This window comes from Chromobacterium haemolyticum DSM 19808, from assembly GCF_000711885.1.
GTDB classification, from domain to species: domain Bacteria; phylum Pseudomonadota; class Gammaproteobacteria; order Burkholderiales; family Chromobacteriaceae; genus Chromobacterium; species Chromobacterium haemolyticum.
Window position 1 is genome coordinate 128,250 of the sequence record NZ_JONK01000001.1, and the last position, 21,299, is coordinate 149,548.

Genomic DNA, 21,299 nt, shown 5'->3' on the forward strand with positions numbered 1-21,299 from the left:
GACGTTTTCAGTCAACTCTATGCCGTGATCGTGCGTTTTGAGTGCTGTGAATTGGGTGAACTTCACCTCGGATTGTTGATAATAGTGAACGTTTGGAATTGGTGTGTGGCGTAAGTGTTTATTTTTTTGCACTGCAAGATCAATAAAAGTTGCGTGCATAAAAAAATATGGTTAAAAAGTAGTGACGTATCAGAGAGAAATGTAAATTTTATTAAACATTCGCTGAGCGTGGAGACAAGAGGAGACGATGTGAGCAGCAATGGCCGCCTTGCGGTTGCGCATCGGCATGGAGGCTCAGGCTTCGCATGCAGGTTTCCCTGGCCGTTTATCGACACCCGCCACTTAGAACGCGGGGCGCAACGGCCTGAATCACGACCCTTAGCACCTCGAAAGTTGCAAACCGTTACGCGCGGACAGATGGCATGACGCGCTGCGGGGTGTAAGTTGGCATGAGCAGCACGCGATGGGCGGCGCCGGAACCGGTCCGCCAGCCGCAAGCTCGTGCCGCATTCGACCCAGGTCCGCCCAGGCGGCCGGGGGAAATGGAGCAGCGCCATGGCCCGGCAACGGGCGGGAAGCGTGGCGCTGAGGTTGCCGTTATCGGGCCGCCCGATGTTCGCTGGCCGCAGGCCCGGCATCGGACAGCGCGGCCCGTTCCATTAGGAAGCCTGTCATGCAGAATAAGCTGGTTCGCAAAGCGCTGTGTTCGTTGCTGATGTTGCTGCCGGTCGCGGCGGCGCAAGCTGAAGACAAGGTGCTCAATGTCTACAACTGGTCGGACTATATCGCCAAGTCCACCATTCCCGGATTTGAAAAACAGAGCGGCATCAAGGTTAAGTACGACGTCTATGACAGCGACGACACCTTGCAGGCCAAGATGCTGACCGGCCGCGCCGGTTACGACATCGTGGTGCCCACCTCCAACTTCATGGCCAAGCAGATCGAGGCTGGCATCTACCAGAAGCTGGATAAGTCCAAGCTGCCCAATCTGGCCAATCTGGACAAGGCGCTGATGGCCAAGATCGTGGACGCCGACCCGGCCAACGCCCACGGCGTGCCCTGGGCCTACGGTACCGACGGTCTCGGCTACAATCTGACCAAGGTCAAGGCGGTGCTGGGCAAGGACGCGCCGCTGGACAGCTGGGACATCCTGTTTGATCCCAAATATGTGTCCAAGCTCAAGGGCTGCGGCGTATCGGTGCTGGACCAGGCCAACGACGTGTTCGCCGTCGCCTTGCACCACTCGGGCAAAGACCCTAACAGCAAGAACCCCGCCGACTACCAGGCCGCTTTCGAAGCGCTGAAGAAAATCCGCCCCTACATCACCCAGTTCAATTCCTCCGGTTATATCAACGACCTCGCCAACGGCGACATCTGTATGGCGCTGGGCTTTTCCGGCGACGTCAACATCGCCAAGCACCGCGCTCAGGAATCCAAGCGGCCGTACCAACTGGCCTATGTGATTCCCAAGAGCGGCGCGCCGCTCTGGTTCGACGTGATGGTGGTGCCGAAGGACGCGCCGCATCCCGAGGCCGCGCTTAAGTGGATCAACTACATCCAGTCGCCGGAAGTCAACGCCGCGATCACCAATGAGGTGTTCTACCCGACCGCCAACGCCGCCGCGCGCAAATACGTGAAGCCGGAAATCGCTAACGACCCGGGCGTGTATCCGCCGGAGTCCGTCGTTAAAACGCTGTTCCTGCTCAAGCCCCTGCCATCCGACATCATGCGTCTGCAAAACCGCTTGTGGACGCAGTTGAAAACAGGTCGCTGAGTCAGGTATCCAACAACGCCGCCGCGCCAGCCTGAACCGGGCCGGCGGCTGTCCTGAGTCTATCCGAGCGCAAGCGCGCCGCTGGCCAGTCAGGCCGGCGGGCACGCGCGCGGCCGGTTCGTATGTGACAGGAGGAGGGAAGGCGCGATGTCCGGCCGCCGCGGCCGTGGGTATCCGGGAGAAGAGTTCAAGAGGAGGCCGTTCAACCGGCAGCCCGCGTTATAAGTTGTTCAAATTCTGCTGCGCGTAGTGAGGTGCGACTTGGCGAGCGCCGAATTCGAAATGTCCATGCACTCCATGCCCATTCGTTTTCTCCGCTGTTTGCGCCATGCCTCGCTCCAGCTGGCTGGACTTTGAACCGCTTCCAAGACGGGCCTGGGGGACGGCGCAAAAGCAATGCAAGCGAGCCGGATCAAACCGGCCATGTGGTGCTGACATGAAAAGTCTTAAGCTAAGCCGTTGGCTGCCGTCGGGCAGAACCACCGTCATCGGCATGCCGTTCCTGTTTTTGCTGGTGTTCTTCCTGCTGCCCTTCCTGCTGGTGGTGGGCATCAGCTTCTCGCAGCAACAACTGGGCATTCCGCCTTACACCCCGCTCACCAAGCTGGAAAACGATGTTTTCACCATTGCGCTGAACATTGGCCATTACAAGTTCATGCTGGGTGACGATTTGTACTTCGCCACCTATATCAGTTCGGTGAAGATGGCCTTCGTCTCCACCGTGCTGTGTCTGTTGATCGGCTATCCGATGGCTTATTACATCGCCCGGGCTTCGGATAGCGCGCGCAACACACTGATGATGATGGTGATGCTGCCGTTCTGGACGTCCTACCTGATCCGCGTCTACGCCTGGATCGGCATCCTGAAAAATGACGGCTTCCTCAATCAGTTCCTGCTGTGGCTGGGCGTGGTCGATACGCCGCTGCGGCTCTATCACACCAACTGGGCGGTCTATATCGGCATGGTGTTCTCCTACCTGCCGTTCATGATCATGCCCTTGTACGCCCATCTGGTGAAAATGGACCTGCGGCTGCTGGAGGCGGCCTACGACCTGGGCGCCAGACCGTGGAAGGCCTTTGTCCAAGTGACCTTGCCGTTGTCCAAGAACGGCATCATCGCCGGCAGCCTGCTTGTGTTCATTCCGGCGGTGGGGGAGTACGTGATTCCGGAACTGCTGGGCGGCTCCGACACGCTGATGATAGGCCGCGTGATGTGGGATGAGTTCTTCAACAATATGGATTGGCCGATGGCGGCGACGGTGACCTGCGCGATGGTGCTGCTCTTGCTGGTGCCGATGGCGCTGTTCCAGCACTACCAGGTCAAGAATATGGAGGCCGCGAGATGATCAAGCCCAACAAGACGCTGTCCTTCCTGGTGCTGGGACTGGGGTACGGCTTTCTCTACCTGCCGATCGCGCTGCTGGTGTTGTACTCCTTCAACGAGTCCAAACTGGTGACGGTATGGTCCGGTTTTTCCACCAAGTGGTATGCCGCGCTGCTTCAGGACGACGAGCTGATCAACGCCGCCTGGCTCAGCGTCAAGATCGCGCTGATGACCGCCACCGCCTCGGTGGTAATAGGTACCTGGGCCGGCTTCGTGCTGGCCCGCTTCGGGCGCTTCCGGATGTTCACCCTGTTCGCCGGCATGATCAACGCGCCGCTGGTGATTCCCGAGGTGATTCAGGGCATCTCGCTGCTGCTGTTGTTCGTGGCGATGGAACAGGCCTTCGGCTGGCCGGAAGGACGTGGCGTGTTCACCATCTGGATAGGCCACGTGATGCTGTGCGTGTCCTATGTCGCCATCGTGGTGCAGTCGCGGGTGCGCGAATTGAATCTGTCGCTGGAAGAGGCGGCGATGGATCTGGGCGCGCGTCCCTTGAAGGTGTTCTTTGTGATCACGCTGCCGCTGATCTCGCAGGCGCTGGTGTCGGGCTGGCTGCTGTCGTTCACGCTGTCGCTTGACGACCTGGTGCTGACCGCCTTCCTGTCCGGCCCTGGTTCCACCACCTTGCCCATGGTGATCTTCTCGCGGGTGCGCCTGGGGCTGAATCCGGAGATGAACGCGCTGGCAACGCTGTTCATCGTGCTGGTGTCGGCCGGGGTGGTGGTGGCCAACATCTATATGCGCATGGCGGAGCGCAAGCGTGAGCGCGAGATGAAACTGGCCTTTGCCCAGGCCTGAGCCTGGCGTTGCATAAAAATATAAAACACGCATGCCGGCGCGGCGTTGCCGCGCCGGAGCGTCCGTGGATGAGCGCAGGCGGTTCTCGAATGTTGTATCCAAAGTCATGCAACAAGGGAGTGGGAAATGAAGAGAATACTGATCAGCGCGCTGATAGCCGGCCTGCCTGGCATGGCATTGGCCGATGCCAAGGCGGACGAGCTCGCCAAGCTCAAGGCGCAACTACAAGCACTGCAGAGCCAGATGCAGGCTTTGCAGCAAGCGGTGGCCGCGGCGACCGAGGCCAAGGCGCCAGCGGACGAGGCCAACGCAGACCTCAAGGAGAGGGTGGCCGGCATGGAGCTGAAGGTGGACAAGCTCAACAACGCCGCCACCGACGGCCCGCTGGCCGGACTTAGCGTCACCGGCTACCTGGACCCAACCTATATCTACAACCGCGCCAACAATAGCTCCGGCTTCCAGTTTCTGAATCATCAGAATACCTATGCCTACAGCAACAGCACCTTTGGCGACGTCTACCTCGACATCAAGAAGACCTTTGGCGTGGGCCCCACCGCCCCCAGCGCGGAAATCAGCATCATGCCCAACCGTGGTTCCGGCAACACCCTGCTGGATGGCGGCAGCGGCAACAACATTATCAACACCGCGCAGTTCACCTATCCGCTGTCGGACACCTGGTCGTTGACCGCCGGCCTGGTCAACAGCTTCGGTGGTTATGAAATGCAGCAATCCAACCAGATGACCACGCTGACCCACGGCCTGCTGTACGACTTCAGCGTGCCGGGCTCCTATGTCGGCGCCGGCTTCAACTGGGCGCACGGCGACTGGGCGTGGAAGTTCATGCTGGGCAATGAGCAATACCGCACTCATGCCAATCTGGCCTCCACCGGCAGCAATGGCGATACCGGCAACCCCATCGTCAAAAGCAACAACACGCCCACGCTCACCGGCCGGGTTGACTACACCTGGAGCAGTGCGCTGGACCTGGGCTGGTCCTTCAACGCCGGCCGCCAGACGCTGCTGACCAGCGCCGCCCAGTCCGCCAGCAATCCCGCTCCGGTGAGCAACGGTTGTCTGGCCGGCAACAGCGGCTTTGGCTACCAGTGCGTCAGCAAGGACCCATACAGCAATTACTTCTATACCGAAGTCGACGCCAGCTACACCTTGAACGATATCCAGTACAACGCCGAGTTCGATTACGGACGGCAGCAGAACGCCGCCTGGAACGGCAGCGCGGCGCAATGGTATGGGGTCTCGTTGCTTGGGCACCGCAAATGGGTGACAGATCTCCTGGGCAAGATGGGCGCCACCTTGCGTTACGACTACCTGAACAACAGCAAGAACGGAGGCGGCGGCGCCGGCGTCGCGCTCAATGCCAACGGCTACGACGGCGTCAACGGCTTTGGCGTGTCGCAGGCTTGCGTGGCCAGCGGCGCGGCCGACTGCAAGGGCGCCAATCGCCAGGCCTTGACCGCGGACTTGTTGTTCTATCCGACGGACCAACTGACGCTGAAGTTCGAGTACCGGCACGACTGGGCCAGCCAGGACGTGTTCCTGCGCAACGACGGTCGCTTCCGTCGCAGCAACGATATGTTGGGCGCGCAGGCGGTGTACAGCTTCTGATTAGGAGCGAGGACGGGCGGCCCGGCGCGGGCCGCCTTTTGTTTTGCCCGGCCATGGGCGACAATGCCCATCCCTTCCTCGTTACCGCCATGTCATGTCGCGATTGAAACCCTGGCTGCAAGACCGCTGGCCGCTACCGCGTTATCGGCCCGATCCGCGGCAAGCCCATCATGGGGCCGATGGCTACCACAATCTATTTCCTTTCCAGCAACCGCGGCTGCTGGACGTGCTGCGTTGGGAATGGCAGCGCCGCCGCATGCCGGTGGTGCGTCACCGGCTGGAACGCATTCCGCGCCAAGAACCGGACTTGGCCGCGCTGAACGCCAACCGGGGCCGGCCGTCGCTGACCTGGGTGGCCCATGCCACCAGCTTCATCCAATTGTGCGGCAAGAACATATTGATCGATCCGATCTGGTCGCAGCGGGCCTCGCCGCTCCAGTGGGCGGGACCGGAACGGCAGTTGCCGCCGCCGATGGCTTTGCAGGAACTGCCGGCGATCGATCTGGTGCTGATTACCCACAATCATTACGACCATCTCGACTTCAACACCGTCAGCCGGCTGGCGCGCCAGCCGGCAAGCTGCCCGCATTTCGCCGCGCCGCTGGGAGTGGGAGCGACCTTGCGGCGCGCTGGCGTGCCTGTGTCGCACATCCATGAGCTGGACTGGTGGCAGTGTTACCGTCTGGACGGCGTGGAGGCGGAATTGACGCCGGCCCATCATTGGAGCAAGCGCTGGATGTTCGGCGACGAAAACCGCGCGCTGTGGGGCGGCTTCGCCGTGCGCGGCGATGGGCTGCAGTTCTGGTATCCAGGCGACACCGGTTATCAGGACCAGCTGTTCCGGCTGATAGGCGAACGCATCGGCTTGGTGGATCTGGCCTTGTTGCCGATAGGCGCTTACGAGCCGCGCTGGTTTCTCAGCCCGCAGCACGTCAATCCGGAGGAGGCTGTGCGAATTTTGCTGGACACCGGGGCGCGAGCCGCCTGGGCAGTGCATTGGGGCAGCTTCATCCTTACCGACGAGCCGCTGGATCGCCCGCAGGACGATCTTGCCGCCGCGCTAGCGCTATGGAATATCTCGCCGGAGGTCTTTCAACGGCCGGCCATGGGCGAAACACGCTGGTTTTGAGTCCGATCTTGGCAGTAAATCCCAAACGTCGTCGTTTGAGGCTTATTTTACCGATGCGGCTTGGCTGCAAGCATTGCCCCTGATGGCAAGCGGGAATACAATCAACAGGTAGTTTTTTTCAGAAGCGAAGACTAATTTTCGTTTTCGCGGCAATTCTTGGGGCTCTAATGACTATTCTTCAACTGATCAATCAACGGGTGCAGGCCGCCCTTGCGGCAGCCGGCGCGCCGGACGCGCCCGCCGTGGTGCAGCCGGCGTCCAAGCCGGAATTCGGCGACTATCAAGCCAACGGCGTGATGGGCGCTGCCAAGCAGCTTAAGACCAACCCGCGCGAACTGGCCCAGAAAGTGGTTGCCGCGCTGGATCTTGCCGGCATCGCCGACAAGGTGGAAATCGCCGGTCCGGGTTTCATCAATATTCATTTAGCCCCTGAATATCTTGCCCGACGAAGCGAAGCCGCCCTGAAAGACGACAAGCTAGGCATCCATCGCGTTGCGCCGCAGCGCGTGATGGTGGAGTACTCCTCGCCCAACCTGGCCAAGGAAATGCACGTCGGCCACCTGCGTTCCAGCATCATCGGCGACGCGCTGGCCCGTGTGATGGAATTTGTCGGCCACGACGTGGTGCGCGCCAATCACGTGGGCGACTGGGGCACCCAGTTTGGCATGCTGACCGCCTACCTGGTGGAAACCAGCCACGCCGGCGACGCCGAGCTGCAGCTGTCCGACCTGGAAACCTTCTATCGCAACGCCAAAGTGCGTTTTGACGAAAGCGAAGATTTCGCCAACCGCGCCCGCGACTACGTGGTCAAGCTGCAAGGCGGCGACCAGGAAGTGCTCAAGCTGTGGGAGCAGTTCGTCGACGTATCGCTGAAGCATTGCGAAGCGGTGTACCAGAAGCTCAACGTCGGCCTCAAGCGCGAGCATGTGCGCGGCGAATCCTCGTACAACGACGATCTGCCGGTCATCGTCGAGGAGTTGCGCGCGGCCGGCCTGCTGACCGAGGACGACGGCGCCCAAGTTGTGTTCCTGGAAGAGTTCCGCACCCAGGAAGACAAGCCCATGGGCGTGATCATCCAGAAAAAGGATGGCGGCTATCTGTACACCACCACCGACCTGGGCGCGGTGCGCTATCGCCATAAAACCCTGAACCTTGACCGCGTGATCTACGTGGTGGACGCGCGCCAGAGCCAGCACTTCGCCCAGATGTTCTCCATCTGCCGCAAGGCCGGTTTCGCGCCGGACAGCATGAAGCTGGAACATGTCGGTTTCGGCGTGATGATGGGCGACGACGGCAAGCCGTTCAAGACCCGCTCCGGCGGTACGGTCAAGCTGATTGAGCTGTTGCAGGAGGCCGAAGAGCGCGCGTTCGCGCTGGTGTCGGAGAAGAATCCGGACCTGCCGGAAGCCGAGCGCCGCGAGATCGCCGCGGCCGTGGGCATCGGCGCGGTCAAGTACGCTGACTTGTCCAAGAACCGGATGAGCGATTACATCTTCAACTGGGACACCATGTTGGCCTTCGAGGGCAATACCGCGCCCTATCTGCAATACGCTTACACCCGAGTGCAAAGCGTATTCCGCAAGGCCGGCGACTACGACGCCAATGCCGCCATCGTCATTACCGAGCCGGCGGAGAAACACCTGGCCGCCGCGTTGGCTCAGTTTGAAGATACCTTGCAGGCGGTGGTGGACGGTTGCTATCCGCACTACTTGTCCCAGTATCTGTACAACATCGCCACGCTGTTCTCGCGTTTCTACGAGGCTTGTCCCATCCTGAAGAGCGAGGGCGACGTCCGCGCCAGCCGTCTGCAGTTGTCGGCGCTGACCGCCAAGACGCTGAAAACCGGTCTGGATCTGTTGGGCATCAAGGTGCTGGATTCGATGTAAACCGGTCTTTCCGGCTCAAGCATGCCGCCCGCGCTTCGCGCCGGCGGCATTTTTCATGGGGGCCGGGGATGGCGGGGGCGTTCAAGGCGCGGCGGGTGCTTTGCCGACCTTGGTTTCTCCGTTTGCGTCCGCCGCCGGATCGGCCTCTTCGACGCCCATTGCTTTGTTCGCCGGCGGCTGGATGGAGGCGCCCAGCATGTCCAGCACCTTGGCCATGCCGGCCGGCATGGCCGTGTCGCTGCGTCCCACCTCAACACGGTATTTCGCGGATAGCGTTTGCTCTTTCATGTTCACATCCTTGGAATGGGGGCGGAGGGCAGTCTACGCCGATTGTGATGTCTTTGTCATGGTATTGGCTGGGGGGCTTCAAGGTGCTCCGCTCTTTGTGTCCAGCGCAACTTGGTTCCGGCCATTGGCCTTGGCGCGGTAAAGCGCCTGGTCGGCGCGTTCCACCACCGCTTCGGGTTGCGCGCCGGAGGGGCCGAAATTGTCGTTGACGCGCTGGACGTAGGCGGGGGGAGGGACGATAGGGTTATAGATTGGCTGCGTATTGGGGCGCATTGCGAAAAGGGTGGCGCAAACCGACAAAAAACCCCGAAAGCCGTGAGCTATCGGGGTTTTCGAGTTTTCATGACGCGTCATGAAATGGTGTTGTGGTGGAGGCGGCGGGAATCTGCTCATATCGATGAATATATTGGATTTTACCGAAATACTGTAGCAGGTTGTATCCGATTGGAACACCCCGCAAGGTCCCCTCTCCATGCCTGAATGCGATTCCCAAACACGCAATCACATACAGATCATAAGCTGCCTATTATTTAATCAGAGGCGCAAGCCCGCTTTACACTAGCCGTAGAGATGCCAAAGCGATCAGCAGTGGCCTTGATGCTGGCTCCGTTCTCCATGCGCCATGCCTTTACTTCAGCATCCTTGATGGTCTTTACCCGGCCTAGAGCCTTTCCTTCGGCCTTGGCGCGCTCTATGCCTGCCATCTGTCTAGCCTTGATGTTGCCCCGTTCAAGCTCAGCAACCGCCGCAAGCATCGCTAGCATGGCCTTGCCGATGGGTGTAGATAGGTCGAAGCCTTCCCGCATGGATACCACGGTTACGCCTTTGGCTTGCAGGGCTTCCACCGTGGACAGAACATCAATGGTATCGCGTCCCAAGCGGTCTATAGCGGCCACTACAAGCGTATCGCCTTCCCGCACATAGTCGAAGCAAGCCTTGAACTCAGGCCGCTGCATGGCCTTTACTGCGCCAGAAACGCCATCATCGGAATAGAAGCGCTCAATCTTGTAGCGGTCCTCGATGGTCTTGCGTTGGGCTGATGTGTCTTGTTCATCCGTGCTGACGCGAAGGTAGGCGATGGTCTGGCTCATGGTTGCTGCTCCAAGTGGCTCATAAACTATGGCTCACATTCTAGGCATGGCTCAGATTTAAATCAACACTTTTGATCCATCATGGTGATGGGTTCTAGACTATGGCTCACAGGGTGTACTCAAAGAGCCACCTTCAAAAGGTACCCTGCCGGCCATGGAAGACCGGGAAGAGTATCTGGTAAGCCTTTGGGTACAAAGACAGCCCACATGTTTTCAAGAGTGCTTACATGAGCTTGGTCAGTATATAGCCCCTTCGAGACACCCCCTGGGGGGTAGTCCGCACCCTTCTTATCTCAGATACCCATTTAAATTTTTCCGGCACTTTTAGCCACCTTGCACGCCTCAGAGCCATGTCCCATACTCAATAAGAAATGCCTTTTGCATGCTCATATAGACTGTAACTAGGAGGATGCCTGTGTTCCAGCTGAAAGAAGGCGCGTATTACGCCATAGGTGACACGCTGACAGTTCTAAACGGCACTTTCCTTTTTGATGGGGATGGAAACATAGTAGGCACTGTGGGCGCTTGGAACACAGCCATCGAAGGCTATCCTATCATCGCCTACAAGGGGCCGTGGGGCAGTCTTCACGCTGGTGGCGCGCATGCAAGATACACAGCGCAGTTTGGAGTAAAGGACATTATGGGAACAATTAAAGAAGGTCCTATTATTGAAATCTTTAATTTAGATGGCTCGCTGAGGCATACCTACAGCCTTACTGTTGTCTGACTTCCTTCCCTTCGCCGCTTACAAAGGTCCCGCGCTGCATCAACTACAGTACAACTCTAGCCCACTTTGAAGATGGTTCTTATCCGGTAGCGTATCAAAGCTAGGCTAACTTCAATGAACTTGGCTAACCTCTTTAAGAAAAAACATGATCCAAGGCCATCAAATCCAGGAAGATAGTTGTATCAGAATGGCAATAGAAACAACTTGTCGGAAATAGTAGGTAGAGCGTCGAAGGTAGATGTGAGAGGAGAACTCATCAGGCCCATATCGATAGCTAGAACCAATGAATTCTGAATTTATAATAGAAAAAGCCCCTACAGGTCTTTGGTGTACTTTGGTACACTTTGGACATGTAAGGGCTTGATTCACTGAGGAAATGCTGTCACTCAATGAGTTATGACATGTTGGTGGAGGCGGCGGGAATCGAACCCGCGTCCGAAAGTCCTCTACAGTGAGTTCTACATACTTAGTCGTGTCATTTGGATTTAACCGCTGCCACGCCGACGGACAGGCTGGACTTTGGCGAGTTACCTATTGTTTCGCACTATGCCAAGTAACCCGACATAGCACTAGCAGATGTAAAGTGACACTACAGGGTTTTGACGCCCCCGGCCCATCTGCGAACCGTTGTAGTGTCTAGCTAGCCCTTAGGCTGCCAGAGCGTAAGTTTCGTCGTTTGCGACTAAATAAACTCAGTGTTTTACGGGGTGACTGAAATCCCGGTATGCCCTCATCTGCTTCGCAACCCTCGTCGAAACCAGGTCGCCCCCAGATAAGAATCTAGATTATATAGACAATGGGCGCACAAGGCTAGTTCCGCGGCCTTTTTTGTACGAATTCAACCGCTGTCGGGCGGGGAGGAAGGCCAGGTCGGCTAGGGATGATGCCTGTCATATGGCTCTGCTTGAAACAGAGTTAGCGTTTCTCTTGCGCAAGCCGATGTCTTAAAGAAAAGGCGAAGTCAGGCTGTCGGAAACCAAGACGGTAGTCTAGATTGATAGTTTTATTGATGAGCAATGGACTGAAACGCTCCGGGTTTGGTTTATCCTGTTTTCATGAGCGGGATGCGCTTTCCAAAAAACTTTAGTGTTTAAGGGTTTTTCCATCAGGGCTGAATGTGGAGAGGCCAATTTCAAATTAATGGCCTTTTTACGCGTGAACATTTGCAACTTCAGTTGGATTGACTATGTTGACTTCATGACTGGCCGCAAATGCGTACTTCTCAGCGAGGAGGAAATATGATGGATAAAGAGGCGCTCAGGCAGGAAGCCATGAGATGGCGAAACTGGTTTAGCAAAGGTCAGCGGCTTTGGAGCTTCGCCCATCATACGGCCATCTTCGGATCGATTCTTTGCAGCGTGGTGGTGGGGGGCTTGCTGCAGGTGCAAGGGCATGATCTCAAAGGTTATTCCACCGTGTTGACTTCAATCGCCGCGGCTTTGTCCAGCTTGGCCGCCGCGGGGGGGTTTGAGCGCAAGTGGAAAAGCAACCGCTTGAGCCGCAGCCGGGTGGATGGCCTGCTGATTGATATTGAGGCAGGCTCGTACAGCATGTCGGAATTGGCTTGTCAGTTGAAGGAAATTATTTCCAAGCATGATCTGGACGTGACTAAAAGAGACAGCATGGAGCCTTTGCTGGTGGAGCATAAAACCAGCAGCACCGTTAAATCCCTGCTTTCCTGAGCGGCGCTCCCGTGAATGAAAAGCGCTGATGGCGGCCATGGCGCTTTGATTTGAATGTAAAACAGTCCTTGTCGTTTATTCGACGCGGACTGTTTTCTTATTGTCGGGTGAATGTCGACGCGTTTTTACCTGCTCGCTAGGCATGCTTAGTCGGTATAGCGCTCGGCAATAGCGCGGAAAGTTTCCGTCAGGGCCAGGAAGGCGGCGACGATGTCCGGGTCGAAATGGCTGCCGTAGCCTTCGCGGATGATGGAGACTGCCTGTTCATGGGGGAGGGGGGGCTTGTAGACGCGGCGGGAAATCAAGGCGTCGTAAACATCCGCCACCGCCATTAGCCGGGCGGAGACGGGGATGTCGTCTCCGGCAAGGCCTTGAGGGTAGCCGCTGCCGTCCCATTTCTCCTGATGGCTGTACGCGATTTCCTTGGCGTGGCGCAGAAAACTGCTGGGAGAGTTCAGCAGCCTCTCCGCGGAGGCGATGGTATCGCGCCCCAGCGTGGTGTGGGTTTTCATGATTTCGAACTCTTCCGGCGTCAACTTGCCGGGCTTGAGCAGGATATAGTCCGGAATGCCCACCTTGCCGATATCGTGCAAGGGCGCGGATTTGAACAGTTCTTGAATGGTTTCCTCATCCAGCGCGGCTTGGAAGCGCGGGTGGTTGCGCAATTGCGTGCACAAGGCGAGAACATAGTTTTGCGTCCGGCGCAGATGGTTGCCCGTTTCATGGTCGCGGGTTTCCGCCAGCGAGGCCAGGGCAAGGATGGTGACGTCCTGGACGACTTGCACTTCGTGGGTACGGCGCTCCACCTCTCTTTGCAGGAAAGCGGACTTGTCTTCCAGAAAGTCCGCGGCGGCTTTGAGCCGCAGATGGGTTTTGACCCGGGCCAGCACGATGGGAGGAGAGATGGGTTTGATGATGTAATCCACCGCGCCGGCGTCGAAGCCGGCTTGTTCATTTTCATTTTCGCCCATTGAGGTCAGAAAGATCACCGGTATCCGCGCGGTGCGTGGGTTGGCCTTGACCTGGCGGCAGGTTTCAAAACCGCCGATGCCGGGCATCATGATGTCCAGCAGCAGCAGGTCCGGCAGTGTTTCGGCCTCCAACAGTTCCAGCGCGCGTTCGCCGCTGTTGGCGATTTGGATTCGGTACTGGTCTTTGAGCAAACCGTAAAGCAAAGTGAGGTTTTCCGGCATGTCGTCCACGATCAGAACAGTCTGGCGCGGCGCAGCCGGTGCGGAGTCCGTCATCTTATGTCCTCCGGCAAAGGGATGCGCTGGGCAGCCGCGGCGTGGCGAAGCAAGGTCAGAGCGCTGACGAAGTCGAACTGATTCAGCGCTTTTTCGAAATCGGCGAATTCATTCGGGGCGAGTAGAGTGCGCAGGACCGGCGCCTGTTGCAGGAAGAGTTCCAGGGCGTCGCCGTCGCTCGCGGCCAGCAGGGCCGCCAGCCGCCGCAGCAGCGCCGGACCGGCCGGCGCGTCCGCATTCGGCGCGATGGCGCCGGATAAACGGTCTTCCGCCTCCAGACAGGCGCGAAGCGCCGTCATCACCTGTTCAAGGGCGTCTTCCAGCGGGGCCAGCCGAACGGCGCCGCGCGAGCGCAAATCGCGTTCCACCGCGGTGGCGGCATCCTGAAGTTGCACGCATCCCACATTGCCGCTGACGCCTTTTAGCGTATGCACAGTGCGTTCGGCCTGGACGTAGTCTCCAATTGCCAGCGCTGCGGACAGGCGGGCGGCTGCGTCCGCCTCTTCCGCGACGAATTGGCGCAGCAGATGCAGGTAGAGTTCGCGTTTTCCGGCTACGCGTTTCAAGCCGGCTTGTTGATCCAGGCCGGGGATGTCCGGCAGCGCCAGCGCGGACGAGACGGCGTGACGGAGCTCCGCGCCCGGCGGTATCGGTTTGACCCAGCGCAGCAAGGTCTGGAACATCGCATGCGGGTCAATCGGCTTGGCGATGTAGTCGTCCATGCCGGCGTTCATGCACTCTTCCCGCTCCTCCGACAGCGTGTCTGCCGTCATCGCCAGCACCGGCAAGGAGGAAAAACGCGGGTCGGCCTTGATTTGCCGGGTGGCCGATATGCCGTCCAGCACTGGCATTTGCACATCCATCAGCACCGCGTCGAAGCCCTGCGGGCCCATTGCGGCCAGGCGGGCCAGCGCTTCGCCGCCGTGATTGGCCAAGGTCACCAGCGCGCCCGCGTCGCCCAGCAGCTCTACGGCGATTTGTTGATTCACCAGGTTGTCTTCCACCAATAGCAGGCGCACGCCGTCCAAGCGCGGCAATTCCTCGGTGAGCGTCACTATGCCTTTGTTGTGATGGGGCCCGAACATCGCCAGCACCACGTCGTAGAGCGAAGACAGGCTGACGGGTTTGATCAGGACCGCGTCGCAGCCGCTCAGCTCGCCTTGGGCGCGAACGTCGTCGCGGCCAAAGGCGGTGGCCAAGACGATCTTGATGCTGCGGCTGATGCTGCGAATCTGGGAGATGGTTTCCACCCCGTTCATGCCCGGCATCATCCAGTCCACGAAAACCGCGTCGAACGGCCGATCCAGATTGGCCTGAGCGACCGCGGCCACGGCCTCCGGCCCGGAGGCGCAGGTTTGAGCGAAAAAGCCCAAAGACCGCAGTTGGTCGGACAAGATGTCTCGCGCCGACGCGTTGTCGTCCACCACCAGCACGCGCAAGCCCTTGATCTCTCGAGGTAGGCCCTGGCGGCGGGTGTCCACGGCGGAGGACACGCCCAGCCAGACGTTGAACATGAACAGGCTGCCCCAGCCGGGCGCGGATTCCACCCGGATCGAGCCCCCCATCAGCTCCACCAGCCGCTTGGCGATGGTCAGCCCCAGACCGGTGCCGCCAAAGCGGCGCGTGGTGGAGCCGTCTGCCTGGCTGAACGGCTGAAAAAGCCGCGCAGCTTGTTCCTCGCTCATGCCGATGCCGGTGTCGTGCACGCAAAAACGCAGATGGACCTTGTCGCCCACTTGTTCCAGCCGGCGGATGATGATGGCCACTTGGCCCTTGTCCGTGAACTTGATCGCGTTATTGCTCAAATTGATCAGCACTTGGCTGAGCCGCAAGGCGTCGCCCACCAGGCCTTTGGGCACGTCAGAGCCCACTTCGAACAGCAATTCCAGAGATTTGTCGGTTGCTTTTTGCGCCACCAGCGGGGACACCGCCTCCAATATATCGTCCAGCCAGAACGGTTCGGCTTCCATTTCCAGCTTGCCGGCTTCTACTTTGGAAAAGTCCAGAATGTCGTTGACGATGCCCAGCAGAGAGGTGCCGGCGTTGTGGATTTTGCTGACGTAGTCGCGCTGCTGCCCGGTGAGCTTGGTTTTCAGGGCCAGATAGGACATCCCGATGATGGCGTTCATCGGCGTGCGGATTTCGTGGCTCATATTGGCCAGGAACATCGACTTGGCCTGGGTGGCGTGCTCCGCCTGCTGCTTGGCCACGCGCAATTGCCCTGCGGTGTCCGCCAGGCGCGCGTAGAGCAGGCCGTTTTCCAGCAGCAGAATGATCAGCACAAAGCTGGCGGACAGCAGGCCGTAGCCGCGGCCGGCGTAAAAGCCCAGGTCGAAGCGGCTGGCGTTTAGCATGGCGGACAAGGCGATATCGCACAGCCAGGCCGTCATGACTACCGCCAGCCAGACATCAAGCAAGGTGCGCTTCCAGCGCTGCAACAACAGCAGCAAGGCCAGCGCGCTGAAGCCCCAAACGGCGGACACCACGCCAAACATGATGGGCGTGTAACGGCTGCCCTGCATGATGGGGGGGAACCAGGGATGGCCCAGCGTAGCCAGCGCCGTCAGCGCCACCATCAGCGCCAGCGAGCCGGCGACGCAGCCCAGTACCGCCGGCAGCGGGCTGACAAAGCGTTTTGGGCCGTCGTCGCGTTGGGCTAGCAGCGCGTAAGCCAGCACCATCAGCGGAAAGCCGCCGTGCCAGAACATATACATCCAGGCCGTGGTTTGCGGGCCGGCCCCCAGCAGGCCGCCCGGCGCGAACACGCCGGGAAAGGTCAGCGCGTGCGCCACCGCCATCAGCGCGGTGAATAGATAGGCCGTGGCCAGGGCCAATAAGGCGCGGGCGCGCAAGATCGCGTATTGGCCGAACAATAGCGCCGCGGTGACCAGATCGCACACCGCCATCGCAGCCTGATACGCGGGAATGAAGGCGGGCACTTTGGGCAGGGGCAATTTGGTGAAAGGCAGCACGCAGAGAAACACCAGCATGGATACCAGAATGGCGGCCAGCGCCATCCGGCGCTGCGCCGGGCTGGGCGGCAGAGTGGATAGAAATTCGAATGCGTCGTTGCCGGAGGCGGGCGTTTGCTGCATATGTCGAAGCTCCATCCATCAACGGATTTCGTGTTTATGAAGCAATCATATTTTGCTGTTTTATAGCATATGGACTCGCAAGAAGGGATGGAATGTCCATTGCCTGGCTCTGGGCTTTCAAGCGCCGGATAAATCGAAGGAAGTTGCAAAGAGGGACGTGGACGCATCTCCGAGCCGGCTTTGCAGCGAAGCGAGGAGGGCTTGAACGGCGGATGAGGGGGGAGATGGAGAGGTGGGGAGGTGGCTCATGTCGCTGGTGGCGCCACGCCGGCGTATGCGCTTGTGAAGCGCGGCGCGAATGTCGTCCAACCTTTGCTCGCTCTTGTGGACGTCTTTGGTGTTTGCGCGCAGAGCCTCTTGGGCGATCCGTCCACGGTCAGAGCGGTGCAATCGGCGCGGCCGGTCGCCGCCATCACGCCGCTGTCGCCCTGTTCGGCAAGCCGGTTAGTCTGGCCGCGATGCTGGCGATCGCGGCGATCTTGTTTTCAGTGGTGCAACTCAAGCAAGTGAAAGATTGATATGGATTAGTTTTATCTGTTGGCGGCGGGCGTGCTTGAAATCCTGGCAGTGGTGGGTGTCCGGGACATTGCGTTGAAACGCCATGCCAGAGGCTGCGCATTGTATGCGCTGGGCCTGAGCAGCTCCTTATTCCTAACTCTATCTGGCGATGAAAACCATACAAATGTCGACTGTCTATACCGCGTATACCAGGATTGGCGTGGTGGGCACGGTGGTGACCGGCATCTTGTTTTGGGGCGATAAAAAGAGCCACAAGGAGTTTGCCTCTCTGTCGCTGCTGGTCGCATCCATCGTCGCGCTCAAGACCGCCGGCTATCGCACGCTCATGGTTGGGCGCCCGGCGCCAGCCCGCGGTCCAGCCGAGCCAGGATGCGGTAGGCTGCGCTCACTCGTTCGGCCAGCGGATAGGACTTGTTGGCCAATAGCACGATGCCCAGCCGCTTTTCCGGGATATAGGCGGCGTAAGCCGAAAAGCCGTTGGTGGAACCCGTCTTGTTGATGAAGTCCCGCGGTTGCGGCGGCAGCGGCGGATCCAGGCGCTGTGCCGGCATGCCCTGATAGATGTAGGCGGGAGAGTTACTGCTTAGCAGCCGGGGCAAGGCCACTGGATACGGATATTGTTCCCAGATCAGGCTTTGGGTCAATTCTCCGGCGCGGTAGTAGCCGATATGAGTGTCCTCGAGCGCGGCTTGCAGCTTGGGCGCCATGGGCAACAGGCCCATATTGGCGTTGAGGAAGCGGGCCAAGTCTGCCGCGCTGGACTTGACGCCGTAGGCCTCATCCGCCAACACGGCCGGGGTCAGCCGCGCGGGCCGGTCGTTCTTGTCGTAGCCCTGGGCGTAGTCGCGCATTCTCTGGAAAGGGACGTTGACGAAGCTGTTGTCCATGCCCAGCTTGGCGAAGAGTCTGCCTTCCACCGCCGCCGCATAGGGCATGCGCATGCTGGCGGCGGCGATCTGGCCCAGGACCCCGATGCCGATATTGGAATAGATCCGTTGGCTGCCCACTGGCTGTCTGGGACGCCAGCGCCGCATGAATCGCCGCAACTGGCCGGCGTTGTCGACGTTGTCCGGCACGAACAAGGGAAGGCCGGAGGTCTGAGTGCCCAGGTTCAGCAGCGTGACCCGCTCCAGGCCGCCGCCGCTCTGTGCCGGGAGGTGCTGGGTCACGGGATCGGCCAGCGAGAGCCGGCCCTCGGTCTGGGCGTAGCTGGCCAGCGCGGCGGTGAAGGTTTTGCTGAGCGAGCCGATCTCGAACAGCGTGGCGCTCGTCACCGGCCTTTGGTCGGTTTTAGAAGCGACGCCGTAGTTGTAGACCTGGACGCCGCCGTCGACGGCGAGGCCCACCGCCATGCCGGGTATGCCGTTTTTGCGCATCAGCGCCGGGATCTCCGCGTCCACGGCGGCCTGGGGCGAAGGCGCGGCTGCCAGAGCGTGAGCGGATAGTGCGGCGCAGAACAGCGGCAGGATGCGGCGATTGATTAAGGGCATGACGATGCCTCCATCAAGATATGGGAAGAGAAAGAACGGCGCGTCGGACGCGACGGAGGCCGGGCCGCGGTCGCCGCCTCTGCCGTTCCGGCTTGTCTGGGCCAGGGCTTGGAGTCTGTTTACGATCTAGCGAGACAAGGCGTTTTCAACGCGGTATCGCCGACGCGCAGCAGAGATCGTAAACAGGTGGTCAGGAGCGGTTCAGCGCCAGCAGCAATTGATTGACGCCGTCGCTCATGGCCTGGTAGCGCGTCTGTTTGCCGCGGGTCAGCGCCACCCATACCGCCGTCTGCCGTTGGGGGTCGATGGCGACATAACTGAAGAAGCCGCCGCCGCCGGCGGTTTTTTGCAGGAAAGGTTGGGCGTTCGGCTGTTCGCGCAGAGCCACCCAGCCCAGACCCAACGCATCGGCCTTGCCGGGCACGTCCATGCCGGTAAGGCTGCGCAGCTCGGCGCGCTGATAGCGCATCTGGAAGGTTTGCTGATACAGGCGTTTGCGTTGCTCGTTCTGCGGCCGCACCAAGTCTTGCAGCCAGCGTTGCATGTCGGCGGCGGTGGAATAGACGCCGCCGCTGCCTATGGCGGCGCTGGTATTGACGCAGGGGCTGGTTTCCACGCCGCGCAGCAGGCGCGCGCACTGGGCGGGGCTGGGGCTGAAGGTGGTGTCGCGCATGGCCAGCGGCCCGGTGACGGTGTCGCGCAGCAAGGTCGGATAGGGCTTGCCGGCGGCGACTGCCAGCGCGTCGGCTAGATAATCGTAAGCCAGGTTGGAGTATTGGGCGCTCTGTCCTGGCGCGAATCGGGTCTTGGTCTTGACCAGCCAGCGCCAGCGCTGTTGCTGATTGGGCCAGACGAATACGGGCGTGTCGCGCGGTTTGACGCCCGGCAACTCGCGGGGCAAGCCGCTGGTGTGGGTGGCCAGGTGCAGCAAGGTGATGGGCTGGCCGCCCAAGGCCTTGGCTGGCCGGGCGCCGGCCGGCGCGAACTTTTGCAACGGGTCGTCCAGTTTGAGCCGCTGATCCAGCACCATGGCCGCCAGTACTTCGCTGGTCATCAGTTTGCTCAGGCTGGCGATGCGGAGCAGTGAGTTGGCGTCCGGCGTCTGGCGGCTGCCGGGGCGGGTTTCTCCGTAAAAACGTTGCAGGCTGCCTTGTTTGTCTATCACCACCATCACCATGCCCACCGCCTGGCTGTCTTTGAAGATGCGCTCGGCGTGCTGGTTTAGTTGGGCGATGGGCATGGCGGCCAGGCTCGCGGCCGGCAGGGCGGCCAGGGCCAGGCTGATGAATCCCTTTGTTCTCATTGATCGTGCTTTCCTTGGGTGAGGCTGCGCATCATCGGCGCTGTCGATGGCATGCATTTTATGGGCGGCGGAAGCCGGCGGCATAGCGCGCAATCTGTAACGGCTGTAACCGATTGAGACGGTCTAGTCCAAAAGTACAGGCGTGCCCGGTTTTTGAGGTGCTATTACTGGCTAGTTGAAGTCCCTATCGCCGCCATTATCGGCCCCGCCTCGTCTGCGCCAAGGCGCCCGCCCCTGATTGACGACTTAGTGGCTGTTTGTTCGTCCGCTTCGCCCGTGCCGCTGCACGGAGAGGAGGAGAGACTCATGCTCTATCACATGCAGAGCAAGAGGTAGAACCGCTGGCAAAACCCGCTTGAACCTGCAAGCCCGCGCCCTGAGGCGGTGCGGCGCGTTGTCGTTTGCGCAGGTTTTGCCAGCTGCTGTTGCCGTATGGAGGACGCCGGCTTTGCGCCGGCGTTGGGGCAGCTGACTTACCTTTATGGAGGAAAGTGTCATGCCATCAGTCAATCAGTTTGCTTATGTGCCCAATACCAGCACCTACAAATTCGCCTATGGCGGGTCCATTCCCAATATGGCGATTGCCAATATGCCCAACGATACCAATTGGGCGCGTTGGACCATGCTCAACGACGGTGAGTACTACCGGATGTATTTCTTCAAGGGCAGCAGCGCGGATACCCTGTATCAGGCCGCGTTCAATCCGGCCACGTCCAAGTACGAGTTCGGCTTCCACTCCATCCCGGAGTTGAAGATCACCGGCGCGCCGCCGGACGCGGACGCCAGCAGCGTGTCCATGCTCTACGATGGCAGCACCAGCACGTATCGGCTGTATTTGCGGCGTTTGGGCGCGCCCACGGTGCTGTACCAGTTTGGCTTCAACCGTTCCACCAACCACTATGAGTACGGCTATAACTCCATTCCCACTTTGAACGTCACCGGCGCGCCGGGAGATACGGATTTCCACCGTTGGTCGATGTTGTTCGACGGCAGCACCTATCGCTTGTACGCCTTCAAGGTGGGCAGCGTGGACACCTTCTACCAGTTCGGCTACAACCCGCAGACCCAGGCGTATCAATATGGTCACGACTCCATTCCCATCCTGACCCTGGTGGGCACGCCGGCCAACAGCAATCTGACCAGTATGTCGATGCTGTTCGGGCAGGGCGATTACCGCTTCTATTTCCAGACCTTGTGAGCGGGCGGGCGAGAACGGCGGACGGCCGGGATGGCGGTCCGCCGGGGGCAGCTTGTTCGAAGTCAG

General features: G+C 59.8%; 16 protein-coding genes, 1 other RNA gene and 1 pseudogene. 10 read left to right on the plus strand and 8 right to left on the minus strand.

The annotated features are described in order from the left end of the window. Positions 1–673 precede the first annotated feature (673 nt). The 6 genes from BR71_RS00600 to argS all read left to right on the plus strand — a co-directional run bounded on the left by BR71_RS00600 (position 674) and on the right by argS (position 8,593). Positions 674–1,774, plus strand: a complete 1,101-nt coding sequence (locus BR71_RS00600) for a polyamine ABC transporter substrate-binding protein (RefSeq protein WP_043631189.1) — start codon at positions 674–676, stop codon at positions 1,772–1,774. A 436-nt stretch (positions 1,775–2,210) separates the two neighbouring features. Beyond that, positions 2,211–3,119 carry an ABC transporter permease subunit gene (locus BR71_RS00605; protein ID WP_043631192.1) on the plus strand — a complete coding sequence of 303 codons (909 nt, stop codon included), beginning with the start codon at positions 2,211–2,213 and terminating at the stop codon, positions 3,117–3,119. Further along, entirely contained in the window at positions 3,116–3,955 is an 840-nt protein-coding gene (locus BR71_RS00610) for an ABC transporter permease subunit (protein ID WP_043631195.1), read from the plus strand. Before BR71_RS00605 ends, BR71_RS00610 begins: the two co-directional genes overlap by 4 nt. 126 nt (positions 3,956–4,081) lie before the next feature. Further along, positions 4,082–5,578, plus strand: coding sequence for a DUF3138 family protein (locus BR71_RS00615; protein ID WP_043631198.1), 1,497 nt, complete (start codon positions 4,082–4,084; stop codon positions 5,576–5,578). A gap of 94 nt (positions 5,579–5,672) precedes the next feature. Then, positions 5,673–6,707 carry an MBL fold metallo-hydrolase gene (locus BR71_RS00620; RefSeq protein ID WP_081862495.1) on the plus strand — a complete coding sequence of 345 codons (1,035 nt, stop codon included), beginning with the start codon at positions 5,673–5,675 and terminating at the stop codon, positions 6,705–6,707. 167 nt (positions 6,708–6,874) lie between these two features. Then, the gene (argS, locus tag BR71_RS00625; RefSeq protein ID WP_043631202.1) at positions 6,875–8,593 is read left to right on the plus strand and encodes an arginine--tRNA ligase; all 1,719 of its coding nucleotides are present in this window, start codon (positions 6,875–6,877) and stop codon (positions 8,591–8,593) included. Positions 8,594–8,674: 81 nt separating this feature from the next. Here argS and BR71_RS00630 read toward each other — a convergent pair whose 3' ends face one another. From BR71_RS00630 to BR71_RS00640, 3 genes are all read right to left on the minus strand, one after another. After that, a complete protein-coding gene (locus BR71_RS00630; RefSeq protein WP_043631206.1) occupies positions 8,675–8,881 on the minus strand; it encodes a hypothetical protein in 207 nt (68 codons plus the stop codon). 78 nt (positions 8,882–8,959) lie between these two features. Further along, positions 8,960–9,334, minus strand: a complete 375-nt coding sequence (locus tag BR71_RS24435) for a hypothetical protein (RefSeq protein WP_162179178.1) — start codon at positions 9,332–9,334, stop codon at positions 8,960–8,962. A gap of 77 nt (positions 9,335–9,411) precedes the next feature. Further along, positions 9,412–9,972 carry a recombinase family protein gene (locus tag BR71_RS00640; RefSeq protein WP_043631212.1) on the minus strand — a complete coding sequence of 187 codons (561 nt, stop codon included), beginning with the start codon at positions 9,970–9,972 and terminating at the stop codon, positions 9,412–9,414. A gap of 415 nt (positions 9,973–10,387) precedes the next feature. Between BR71_RS00640 and BR71_RS00645 the strand changes: the two genes are divergently transcribed. After that, positions 10,388–10,699, plus strand: coding sequence for a hypothetical protein (locus tag BR71_RS00645; protein WP_156038750.1), 312 nt, complete (start codon positions 10,388–10,390; stop codon positions 10,697–10,699). A 405-nt stretch (positions 10,700–11,104) separates the two neighbouring features. Here the strand turns inward: BR71_RS00645 and ssrA are convergent. Next, positions 11,105–11,469, minus strand: a transfer-messenger RNA (tmRNA) gene (gene ssrA, locus BR71_RS23230). Positions 11,470–11,937: 468 nt separating this feature from the next. Between ssrA and BR71_RS00650 the strand changes: the two genes are divergently transcribed. Next, on the plus strand, positions 11,938–12,381 hold the full coding sequence (locus tag BR71_RS00650) for a hypothetical protein (protein WP_146176120.1): 444 nt from the start codon (positions 11,938–11,940) through the stop codon (positions 12,379–12,381). A 146-nt stretch (positions 12,382–12,527) separates the two neighbouring features. On the opposite strand, the gene BR71_RS00655 is transcribed toward BR71_RS00650, so the two are convergent. Both BR71_RS00655 and BR71_RS00660 read right to left on the minus strand, forming a co-directional pair. Further along, positions 12,528–13,628, minus strand: a complete 1,101-nt coding sequence (locus tag BR71_RS00655; RefSeq protein ID WP_043631218.1) for an HD-GYP domain-containing protein — start codon at positions 13,626–13,628, stop codon at positions 12,528–12,530. Next, positions 13,625–16,723: a response regulator gene (locus BR71_RS00660; protein ID WP_052370221.1), complete on the minus strand. Its 3,099-nt coding sequence runs from the start codon at positions 16,721–16,723 to the stop codon at positions 13,625–13,627. The genes BR71_RS00655 and BR71_RS00660 overlap by 4 nt, the downstream gene beginning before the upstream one ends. A 667-nt stretch (positions 16,724–17,390) precedes the next feature. Between BR71_RS00660 and BR71_RS25085 the strand changes: the two are divergent. Further along, positions 17,391–17,510: pseudogene (locus BR71_RS25085) on the plus strand (SMR family transporter); the annotation flags it as partial. A 55-nt stretch (positions 17,511–17,565) separates the two neighbouring features. Here the strand turns inward: BR71_RS25085 and blaCHC are convergent. Together blaCHC and ampH are read right to left on the minus strand one after the other, a co-directional pair. Next, positions 17,566–18,732: a CHC family extended-spectrum class C beta-lactamase gene (gene blaCHC, locus BR71_RS00665; RefSeq protein WP_052370222.1), complete on the minus strand. Its 1,167-nt coding sequence runs from the start codon at positions 18,730–18,732 to the stop codon at positions 17,566–17,568. A gap of 190 nt (positions 18,733–18,922) precedes the next feature. Beyond that, positions 18,923–20,035, minus strand: a complete 1,113-nt coding sequence (gene ampH / locus BR71_RS00670) for a D-alanyl-D-alanine-carboxypeptidase/endopeptidase AmpH (RefSeq protein WP_043631220.1) — start codon at positions 20,033–20,035, stop codon at positions 18,923–18,925. A 496-nt stretch (positions 20,036–20,531) separates the two neighbouring features. Between ampH and BR71_RS00675 the strand changes: the two genes are divergently transcribed. After that, positions 20,532–21,233, plus strand: coding sequence for a hypothetical protein (locus BR71_RS00675; protein ID WP_043631225.1), 702 nt, complete (start codon positions 20,532–20,534; stop codon positions 21,231–21,233). The last annotated feature ends 66 nt before the right edge of the window (positions 21,234–21,299 follow it).

Excerpts from the sequence above, each read along its gene's own strand:
- BR71_RS00600 (WP_043631189.1), top strand. The coding sequence starts at position 674 with ATGCAGAATAAGCTGGTTCGCAAAGCGCTGTGTTCGTTGCTGATGTTG.
- BR71_RS00605 (WP_043631192.1), top strand. The coding sequence starts at position 2,211 with ATGAAAAGTCTTAAGCTAAGCCGTTGGCTGCCGTCGGGCAGAACCACC.
- BR71_RS00610 (WP_043631195.1), top strand. The coding sequence starts at position 3,116 with ATGATCAAGCCCAACAAGACGCTGTCCTTCCTGGTGCTGGGACTGGGG.
- BR71_RS00615 (WP_043631198.1), top strand. The coding sequence starts at position 4,082 with ATGAAGAGAATACTGATCAGCGCGCTGATAGCCGGCCTGCCTGGCATG.
- BR71_RS00620 (WP_081862495.1), top strand. The coding sequence starts at position 5,673 with ATGTCGCGATTGAAACCCTGGCTGCAAGACCGCTGGCCGCTACCGCGT.
- argS (WP_043631202.1), top strand. The coding sequence starts at position 6,875 with ATGACTATTCTTCAACTGATCAATCAACGGGTGCAGGCCGCCCTTGCG.
- BR71_RS00630 (WP_043631206.1), bottom strand. The coding sequence starts at position 8,881 with ATGAAAGAGCAAACGCTATCCGCGAAATACCGTGTTGAGGTGGGACGC.
- BR71_RS00640 (WP_043631212.1), bottom strand. The coding sequence starts at position 9,972 with ATGAGCCAGACCATCGCCTACCTTCGCGTCAGCACGGATGAACAAGAC.
- BR71_RS00650 (WP_146176120.1), top strand. The coding sequence starts at position 11,938 with ATGATGGATAAAGAGGCGCTCAGGCAGGAAGCCATGAGATGGCGAAAC.
- BR71_RS00655 (WP_043631218.1), bottom strand. The coding sequence starts at position 13,628 with ATGACGGACTCCGCACCGGCTGCGCCGCGCCAGACTGTTCTGATCGTG.
- BR71_RS00660 (WP_052370221.1), bottom strand. The coding sequence starts at position 16,723 with ATGCAGCAAACGCCCGCCTCCGGCAACGACGCATTCGAATTTCTATCC.
- blaCHC (WP_052370222.1), bottom strand. The coding sequence starts at position 18,732 with ATGCCCTTAATCAATCGCCGCATCCTGCCGCTGTTCTGCGCCGCACTA.
- ampH (WP_043631220.1), bottom strand. The coding sequence starts at position 20,035 with ATGAGAACAAAGGGATTCATCAGCCTGGCCCTGGCCGCCCTGCCGGCC.
- BR71_RS00675 (WP_043631225.1), top strand. The coding sequence starts at position 20,532 with ATGCCATCAGTCAATCAGTTTGCTTATGTGCCCAATACCAGCACCTAC.